General features: G+C 50.7%; 1 protein-coding gene and 2 pseudogenes. All 3 read left to right on the top strand.

Annotation, left to right across the window (positions count from 1 at the left end):
* The 3 genes and pseudogenes from BAA01_12260 to BAA01_12270 all read left to right on the top strand — a co-directional run bounded on the left by BAA01_12260 (nt 1) and on the right by BAA01_12270 (nt 1871).
* Nucleotides 1-834, top strand: a pseudogene (locus BAA01_12260) (hypothetical protein).
* A 97-nt stretch (nt 835-931) separates the two neighbouring features.
* Nucleotides 932-1657: a hypothetical protein gene (locus BAA01_12265; GenBank protein ID OUM89980.1), complete on the top strand. Its 726-nt coding sequence runs from the start codon at nt 932-934 to the stop codon at nt 1655-1657.
* Between the two features lie 15 nt (nt 1658-1672).
* Nucleotides 1673-1871: pseudogene (locus BAA01_12270) on the top strand (hypothetical protein).

The following is a 1871-nucleotide window of genomic DNA, read 5'->3' on the forward strand; positions in this document are numbered from 1 at the left end:
GATGAACTGAGCGGGATTTTTGAGCCAATTCCGAAGCCGAGCTTCCTTGATACCGTTTTGGCTGCCTATATTCAGCAGACATTCAGGGAGCTTGATAACTTTGTGAATCAGTCTTTGATCTCATCGACGTATGGCGAAGGAACAGTGGCGAGGATGTATCGACGAATCATCGAGGAAACGACGGCCAAAGTGCTTGCCGGGATGGAGACGGTAAACCGGGCAATGGCCGAAACCGTCATCCGGTGGGCAGAAAAGGGCATTGACTCGGGATTCGTTGATCGAGCAGGCAGGGTATGGTCGGTTGAATCCTATGCAACGACTGTCATCAGAACGACGGTCAACCGAACCTACAACGAATTGAGGACGTCACGGATGCAGGATTACGGCGTCGATCTGGTGCTGGTGAGCAGCCTGCCAGATCCTAGGCCGGCGTGTTCGCGAATCCAAGGCAAGGTGGCGTCGTTAAGCTTCCCATCTAGCAATCCGAAGTATCCGTCCGTCTATGAGTTTGGCTACGGCACGCCTTGGGGGTTGCGCGGGGTAAACTGCCGTCACATGTTCTTCCCATACATTGAAGGATTGAGCGAGAACAACCAAATCCAATACGACATCAGGGAGGCGCAGGAGAGATACGAGTTATCGCAAAAGCAGCGATATTATGAGCGTCAAATCAGGAAGGCAAAACGTTCATTGAAACTGGCTGAGGCGGCCGGGGACGAGGAACTGATCCAGAAATACAAGCAACTTGTCAGGGCCCGGCAGGCAAAGATCCGCGAATTCATTGCGGAACACGACTTGCCGAGGCGCTACGACAAGGAAAGGGTCATCATGTGATGAACGCATGGTGGCCTGTTTTTTTGCCTGTCCGTTTATGCGTAGTGGACGTTAAATAAAACGCAAGGAATCAATCCAGAAATGGAGGGTCTTTCTCATGTTCAAAATCAAGAACTATCTTCCCATGAACCTGCAATTGTTCGCCGGAGACGGCGGAGATGGCAACCAACAGCCGGATAATGTTGGGGGCGACACGAATCAGCAGACAGATCCAGTGCAACAGCAACAGCAGCAGTCTCAACAGTCGCAACAACCGCAGAAACAGCAGCAACTGACTCAGCCTGAACAGCAGAAAGAAAAGCTGTTCACGCAGGAAGACGTCAACAACCTCATTGCACGGGAAACCAAGAAGGCTCAAGAGCGCTTACTGAAGCAATTGGGCATCGAGGACTTTAACAGTGCAAAGGAGGGGCTGCAAAAATTCAGGGAATGGCAAGAGTCTCAAAAGACGGAGGCCGAAAAGCAGGCTGAACGGTTGAAGACTCTTGAAACCGAAAAGACCGAGCTTTCTGCTGAGAACGAAAAGCTGAAGGCGCAGCTTTCGGCACTCAAGGCTGGTGTTAAGCCTGAGAGTGTCGAGGATGTCGTTGTCTTGGCGAAAAACTATGTCAACGAAGACACGGATATGGATCAAGCCATTCAGATGGTGCTTGAAAAGTATCCGCAATTTAAGGCGCAGCAGGACACGAAACCGGATGACCAGAAAGATCCGAAGCCTACTTTCACCACTGGCCAACACTCCAAAAAAGAGGAATCCGAGCTTGACAAGTGGATCAATGCATTCCGCTTCAAGGAGCAATACGGCAAGCAAAACAACAAATAAGGAGGATGATCAACCATGAATTATTTGCGGATGAATCTGCAACTGTTTGCTGGTCCCGTGAACTATGCGGCGCAATACCAACAAGCGCTGCAACAGGTTTTCAAGGCCGAACTTCGCTTTGAAGCCCTGTACAACACGCCGAACAATGGTCTGGTGCGTTGGGTAAACGCCAAGACCATTCAAGTGCCTAGCATTTCCGTGGGCGGCTTTGTGG

This window comes from Bacillus thermozeamaize, assembly GCA_002159075.1.
In the GTDB taxonomy this organism is placed as follows: Bacteria; Bacillota; Bacilli; order ZCTH02-B2; family ZCTH02-B2; genus Bacillus_BB; species Bacillus_BB thermozeamaize.